General features: G+C 66.6%; 5 protein-coding genes and 1 pseudogene. 1 reads left to right on the top strand and 5 read right to left on the bottom strand.

Translation table 11 applies throughout. The features are described 5' to 3' along the window. The 3 genes and pseudogenes from A9973_RS11780 to hmgA form a co-directional block, all read right to left on the bottom strand. Nucleotides 1–232, bottom strand: a pseudogene (locus tag A9973_RS11780) (IS256 family transposase); the annotation flags it as partial. A gap of 658 nt (nt 233–890) precedes the next feature. Then, a complete protein-coding gene (gene fahA, locus A9973_RS11775; RefSeq protein WP_183013949.1) occupies nt 891–2210 on the bottom strand; it encodes a fumarylacetoacetase in 1320 nt (439 codons plus the stop codon). 94 nt (nt 2211–2304) lie between these two features. Next, nucleotides 2305–3603: a homogentisate 1,2-dioxygenase gene (gene hmgA / locus A9973_RS11770; RefSeq protein WP_183013948.1), complete on the bottom strand. Its 1299-nt coding sequence runs from the start codon at nt 3601–3603 to the stop codon at nt 2305–2307. Nucleotides 3604–3765: 162 nt separating this feature from the next. Here hmgA and A9973_RS11765 point away from each other — a divergent pair, with 162 nt between their 5' ends. Further along, on the top strand, nt 3766–4674 hold the full coding sequence (locus A9973_RS11765; RefSeq protein WP_183013947.1) for a LysR family transcriptional regulator: 909 nt from the start codon (nt 3766–3768) through the stop codon (nt 4672–4674). Between the two features lie 4 nt (nt 4675–4678). Here the strand turns inward: A9973_RS11765 and A9973_RS11760 are convergent, their stop codons facing one another. Beyond that, entirely contained in the window at nt 4679–4879 is a 201-nt protein-coding gene (locus A9973_RS11760; protein ID WP_183013961.1) for a DUF2783 domain-containing protein, read from the bottom strand. Between the two features lie 16 nt (nt 4880–4895). Further along, nucleotides 4896–6575 (bottom strand): FAD-dependent oxidoreductase, encoded by a 1680-nt coding sequence (locus A9973_RS11755; protein ID WP_183013946.1) that lies wholly within the window; start codon nt 6573–6575, stop codon nt 4896–4898. Nucleotides 6576–6594 lie beyond the last annotated feature (19 nt).

Below are 6594 nucleotides of genomic sequence, written 5' to 3'. Positions count from 1 at the left end.
GGCCTTCGGGCTTGTCTTGGCCTGGCCGATATCCCAGATGCAGGTTCATCTCCGCGGCCATCGTCCGCTCGATTACCGCTTTCTGGAACGACAGGAACAGGTCTTGAACCTCGCTGGGCGTCATCGGTCCCTTGACCAGATGGTCCAGTAACTCGGCCGGCACTTCAGGCAGCGGCCCACGGGCCGCCGCCTGCGCGGCTGCTGTGCGTCTCTTCTTCATCGGCATATCCATGATCTTTATTCCTCATGATATGCCCCGCACACAAAATCCCGGATAGGCCCGCATTCGCGAGTGATGATCAATGCGCGATTAACGACCAATTCGTCAGAAGAACGGTATCGCCGGATCCCATCACCGCCCTCCCTTTTAGACGGGTGGCGCGCGCACAGGTACGAAGAAGCAAGCAGCTATCCGCCGAGCGCCACCCGTCGCTCCACCTCCCCATCCGACGGCGGGGCCCACTAGCAAACCACTCCCCACAAGCGCGCAAGCGCCCACCGCCCCGACGCCTCACAACGCGTATGCCGAATGCGGCCGCCTGCGCGGCCGCATGAGGCGGGCCCCGCAAATCTCGTCAGTAAACCGGAACCTGGCAGCGCGCAAACCAAGACGGCGCCAGCCCGTCGGCGGGGTTGGGCTGATGGCGCGCAACCTTGATGCGCCCGAGGGAATCTGAAGGGAAGGCCGCAGGCCTGGACGAAGATGACGAGAGGGTAGTCCGGAGCGAAGGCTCCGGACCGCAATCATGGGCGCGCGCCATCAGCCCAACCCCGCCGATGGGCGACCTACAAATCTCTCGCCACGCGACCACCGACAAAGCTCCGACAGGCGACCCACGAAGAACCCGCAGCAAGCAATCCCCCCTCGACCGCCCATCAACCAAAAAAACCTACCCCCGCGCCGGCAACACCACCCCCGACGCCTCACCAAACCCAATCCTCGGATAGCCCGCCTTCACGCACTCCGCCCGCATGATGATCTGATCCCCGTCCTGCAGGAACGTCCGCTTTTCCCCCCACGGCAGATCGAACGGCGTCTTGCCGCCGTTGCTCAACTCCAGCAACGAGCCAGCTTCGGACGGTTGGGGGCCCGACAGCGTGCCCGTGCCCAGCATGTCGCCCGGTTGCAGGTTGCAGCCGTTGACGGTGTGGTGCGTGATCAGTTGGGCCACGTTCCAGTAGGCGTCGCGGAAATTGCTGCGCGACAGCGTCACGGCGGGCTGCTTGGCTTCGCGCGATTGCTGCGTCGTCATCAGCACTTCCAATTGCACGTCGTATGCGCCCTTCGCGCGGTTCGCGTCGGACGCGAGATACGGCATCGGCTGCGGTTCCGACGGGCCGCGGTTCCACTGCGTGCGGAAGGGTTCCAGCGCTTCCATCGTCACGATCCACGGCGAAATCGTCGACGCGAAATTCTTCGACAGGAAGGGCCCCAGCGGCTGGTATTCCCAGGCCTGGATATCGCGCGCCGACCAGTCGTTCAGGATGCACAGGCCGAACACGTGCGCGTCCGCGTCGGCCAGGCCGATGCGTTCGCCTTGCTCGTTGCCCGTGCCCACGAAAATGCCCAGCTCCAGTTCATAGTCCAGGCGCGTGCAAGGGCCGAATTGCGGCGTCTCGCCTTCATTGGCCGGACGCGTCTGGCCGACGGGGCGCGGGAACTTCTGGTCCACGCCGATGCTGGAGGCGCGGCCGTGGTAGCCGATCGGCACCCACTTGTAGTTCGGCAGCAAAGGATTGTCGGGGCGGAACTGCTTGCCCACCGCGGTCGCGTGGTGCACCGAGATATAGAAGTCGGTGTAGTCGCCGATGCGGGCGGGCGTGGTGTATTCGGCGTCGGCCTGCGCCATCAGCAGCGGCTCGACCGTGGCGCGCAACGCGGCGCCTTCGCGCAGCGCGCGCGACAGCGCCAGGCGCAGGGCGCTCCAGTGCGGCTGGCCCAGCGCCATCAGCGCATTCAGGCTGTCGCCGGCGCAGGCGGCCAGCGCTTCGGCGGCCAGGCCTTCAAAGGGCTGCTTGCCGGCCAATGCGGCCAGATCCAGGATCTGGTCGCCGATCGCCACGCCGGGGCGGTACGACGTTTGCGTGCCTTTGCGGCGGAACGCGCCATACGGGAGGTTCTGCACCGGGAAATCCGACGTGCCGGTGTTGGCGCTGGCGATCCAGCTTTTCAAGGACGGGTCGTGGGTTTCGTTGATCGTGGTGGTCATGGCTCGCGTGTCTCTCTAATGATGGAATGGGAAATGCCAAACGGCGATGCGCTTGCGCGCATCGCCGTGGGCGTGGATCAGCGGGGGGCTGCCGTCACGCCTTCTTGGGATCGAAGTGCTTCACGATGCCCTGCCAGCACCGGTAATAGTCGCCCTGCAATTCTACCGACGCCAAGGCCTGCGCGGTCGGGCGGATGACGCGGCGCGTTTCGAACATGAACGCCATCGTGTCGCGGATGTAGTGGGCGGCGTGCGTGTCGGCGTGCGAGGCTTTTTCGAAGGTCTCTGCATCGGGGCCATGGCCGCTCATGCAGTTGTGCAGGCTGGCGCCACCGGGGGCGAAGCCATCGGCCTTGGCGTCGTACACGCCTTGGATCAGGCCCATGAATTCGCTGGCGATGTTGCGGTGGAACCAGGGCGGGCGGAACGTGTCTTCCATCGCCAGGATGCGGGGCGGGAAGATCGCGAAGTCCATGTTGGCCGTGCCCGGGGTGTCGGACGGCGCGGTCAGCACGGTGAAGATCGACGGGTCCGGATGGTCGAAGCTGATCGAACCGATGGTGTTGAAGTGGCGCAGGTCGTACTTGTACGGCGCGTGCGTGCCGTGCCAGGCCACGACGTCCAGCGGCGAATGGTCGATGGAGGCGCGCCAGAATCCGCCCGTGAACTTGGCCACCAGTTCAAAGTCGCCTTCCACGTCTTCATACCAGGCCACCGGCGTCTGGAAGTCGCGCGCGTTGGCCAGGCAGTTCGACCCGATCGGGCCCAGTTCCGGCAGGCGCAGGGCGGCGCCGAAGTTTTCAAGCAGGTAGCCGCGCGCGATGCCGTCCAGCAGTTCGACGCGGAAACGCACGCCGCGCGGGATCACCGCGATCTCCAGAGGTTCCAGGTCGATCAGGCCCAGCTCGGTGGCCAGGCGCAGCCGGCCCTGCTGCGGCACCAGCAGCAGTTCGCCGTCGGCGTTGTAGAAATAGCGGCCCTGCATCGACCGGTTGGCGGCGTACATGTGGATGGCCACGCCGCCTTGTTCGTCGGGGCCGCCGTTGCCGCCCCAGGTCTTCACGCCTTCCAGGAAGTCGGTGGGGGCCTCCGGAATCGGCAGCGGGCTCCAGCGCAGCTGGTTTGGGGTGACCGGGCCGTGGCCGAAGGTGCTTTCCCAGCCCGCCGCGCCGCCGAAAGGCTCAAACGGCTTGTGCTGGGCGCCCGGGCGGATGCGGTAGAGCCACGAGCGGCGGTTTTCGCTGCGCGGGGCGGTGAAGGCGGTGCCGGACAGTTGCTCGGCGTACAGCCCATAGGGGCATTGCTGCGGCGAATTGCGGCCTACGGGCAGCGCGCCGGGCAGCGCCTCGGTCGCGCAGTCGTTGCCGAAGCCGGTCTGATATTGCAGTTCCATGGAATCCTCCTGGGTGGCGGCGCGGTGCTTGGCCGCGCGGTCGGTATTCGGGGCCGTCTGGGAAAACCCGGGGCCGATGCGATATTGTCGGGAAAAACGCCCATTACGGCTATGGGAATGCAAAAATAGAGACTATAAATTTTGTGAATAGTAGGGGGGCGCATGGCCGAATTGCGCGACGTGGACCTGAACCTGTTGATCCTGTTCCAGCACCTGCTGGAAGACCGCAACCTGTCGGCCGTGGCGCGGCGGATGGACTTGACGCAGCCCGCCGTCAGCAATGCCTTGCGCCGCCTGCGCGAGGCCTTCGGCGACGAGCTCTTCGTGCGCACGGGCCAAGGCATGTTGCCGACGCCCCGCGCGCAGCGGCTGGCAGGCCCCGTCAGCGAGGCGCTGACGATGCTGGGCCAGGCCTTGAAGGATCAGGACGTGTTCGACGCGGCCACCAGCAACCGGCGTTTCCGGGTCGCCATGACGGACGTGGGCGAGATCCACTTCATGCCTCGGCTGATGGAGGTCTGCGTGCAAGTGGCGCCGCAGGTGCGCATCGATTCGGTGCGGGTGCAGGGGCCGGACCTGCCGCGTGAAATGGAGACGGGCAGGGTGGACCTGGCCATCGGCGCGTTCGACGAGATGGGGGCCGGCACGCTGCAGCGCATGTTGTTCCGGCAGGGCTATGCGACCTTGTTCCGCCAGGCGCATCCCACCGCGCATGCGGGCATGGGCATCAAGGCGTTCCGTGCCGCGCGGCATTTGATCGTGTCGCGCGCCGCGCCTTACGGGCAGGTCAACCAGTCGATGGAGCGGGCAGGCGTGGAACTGGCCGAGCATTTCAGCGTGCCGCATTTTTCGGCCGTGCCCTACATCGTCAGCGCGACCGACCTGCTGGCGACCGTGCCTGAAAAACTGGCCGCCAGCGCCGCGCCGCCATTCGGCCTGCGCTTCATGACGCCGCCCGTGAAAGTGCCCGCGCTGCAGACGAACATGTACTGGCAGCGCAGGGTGGACCGCGACGGCGGCAACCAATGGCTGCGCGCCTTGATCGTGAATACGTTCGCGGTGGGGCGGTGAGGCCTTACGCCGGCACTACCGACGCGCGCGCCTGCTGCAAGGCGTCGCGCAGCAGCGCCACGTCGCCCAGGTGGTTGGCCAGCAGCAGGATCAGCGCCGCGTTCAGTTCCTGGCTTTGCTCGTTCGTCAGGTCGCGGTGCGTGTCGATCAGCGCTTCGTAGAAGTCGTCAGGCGAGCTCAGGTTGGTTTCGGTAATCAGCATGATGAGTTGACCTCTGGATTCAGGCGTGGCCCGTGGCCTGATTGACGGCGCGGGCGACGGCATCGGCGTTGAATGCGCGCCAGCGGGCGGCGACGTGCTGGTCCGGCCGGATCAGGTAGGCGGTGCCCGGCTGCGCGTCGTAGCGCTTGGCCAGGCAGCCTTCCGTGTCCACCACGACCGGCACGCCGGCGGGCAGATCCGGGACGTCGCAGCCGGCGCCGGCCACCAGGACGGCCTTGACGGGCACGGGCGCCATGCGCAGGGCCTGCAAGGCCTGGCGTGTGTCGGCGCCAGGCAGCGCGTCGCCACAGAACAGCGCCAGCACGAAGCCGCCGTCCAGCTGCGCCAGCCACCAGTCCGGTTCGCCGCGGCACGCCACGGGCGCGTCCAGCGCCACGGCCCCGGGTACCATCCGGCCGGCGAAGGCGTCGGTGTCCGGCGTGTTCAGGGGCGAGCCGCCGTAGGTGGCGGGCAGCGACAGACGGCCGCTGTTGACAAGCGAACGCGCGAACGGATGCGTCTTGGCCAGGTTCAGCACCGCGTTGCGGAAACTGCGGCTGATGTCGCTTTTGGGCGTGATGAAGTCGGTGGCGCGCGACGAATTCAGAATGTTCTCGTCCGCGGCGTACTCGCGTTCGGCGCTGTAGCTGTCGATCAGCGTGTCGGGCGCCAGGCCCGCCAGCACCAGCTTGAGTTTCCACGCCAGGTTTTCGGCATCCTGCACGCCGCTGTTGGCGCCGCGCGCGCCGAATGGCGAGACGCGGTGCGCGGAGTCGCCGGCGAACACGACGCGGCCATGGCGGAACTTGTCCATGCGTTCGCACGCGAAGGTGTAGACGCTGACCCATTCCAGGTCGAACTGCGCGTCGGGGCCGAGCAGGGCGCGGATGCGCGGCAGCACGTTCTCGGGTTTGACGGCTTCGACGGGGTCGGCGTTCCAGCCCAGCTGGAAGTCGATGCGCCAGACGTTGTCGGGCTGGCGATGCAGCAGCACCGATTGGTTGGGATGAAAGGGCGGGTCGAACCAGAACCAGCGCTCGGTCGGGAAGTCGGCCTTCATCTTCACGTCGGCGATCAGGAAGCGATCGCGGAAAACGCGGCCATGGCTTTCCTGGCCGATCAGCTTGCGCACCGGCGAACGCGCGCCGTCGCAGGCCACCAGCCAATCGGCATGCAGCGAGTACGGGCCTTCGGGGGTATCGATCGTCAGGTCGACGCCGTCTTCGGTTTGCGCGACGCCGGCGACTTTGTTTTTCCAGCGCAGGTCGATGTTGGGTTCTTGGCGCGCCTGTTCATACAGGTAGCCTTCGGCGTAGTACTGCTGAAGATTGATGAACGCGGGGCGGCGATGGCCGGGTTCGGGCAGCAGGTCGAAGCGCCACACTTCCTGTTCGCGGAAGAACACGCGGCCCACGTTCCACGACACGCCCTTGTCGATCATGCGTTGGCCGACGCCCAGGCGGTCCCAGATTTCCAGCGTGCGTTTGGAAAAGCAGATGGCGCGCGACCCGGCGGACAAGCGGTAGTCGTCGTCCAGCACGACGACGCGCAGGCCCTGGCGGGCCAGATCCAGCGCGGTGGTCAGGCCGACCGGGCCTGCGCCCACCACCACGACCTGGTGCCGCGGCGGTGCGCCGGCGCTCTGGTCGGCGTGCTTTTCATAGGCGAACTCCATCGCCTGAAAGTCGATGTCTCCCACGGTTGTCTCCTGTGTGGGT

It is taken from the genome of Achromobacter sp. UMC46, assembly GCF_014170335.1.
Lineage (GTDB): Bacteria > Pseudomonadota > Gammaproteobacteria > Burkholderiales > Burkholderiaceae_B > Achromobacter.
Note: the sequence above shows the minus strand (reverse complement) of the source record. Positions and strands in the feature narration are given on the sequence as shown.